Source organism: Pseudomonas sp. H26/SER47-MNA-CIBAN-0231 (assembly GCF_040310465.1).
In the GTDB taxonomy this organism is placed as follows: domain Bacteria; phylum Pseudomonadota; class Gammaproteobacteria; order Pseudomonadales; family Pseudomonadaceae; genus Aquipseudomonas; species Aquipseudomonas atacamensis.
In genome coordinates, this window is sequence record NZ_JBEOPW010000141.1 from 1 (window position 1) to 250 (window position 250).

Consider the following 250-nt stretch of genomic DNA (forward strand, 5'->3'; position numbering starts at 1 on the left):
GTGTAGAGGAGGTCCATGGCGTCGATTATCAGCGAGCTGTCGGTAGCGTTCTTACCAGAGGTATAGGCGAACTGCTGGATCGGTTGGATGGAATAATCGAGCAGCACCTTTTTCCAGCTGCCGAGGTTGGGCTTGGTCCAGTCGCCGTAGATGCGCTTGACGCTGGCGACGCCGTATTTGGCGATCTCCTCGAACAGCCCCTCGACGATGGCGGCGGGCGCGTTGTCGGCGTCGATCAGCACCGCGAGGT

Annotated in this window: 1 protein-coding gene; it reads right to left on the minus strand. The window is 60.0% G+C overall.

Annotation, left to right across the window (positions count from 1 at the left end):
* Positions 1–250 (minus strand): NYN domain-containing protein (locus AAEZ10_RS27610; RefSeq protein WP_350571855.1); only part of this gene is annotated, 250 nt, incomplete at both ends.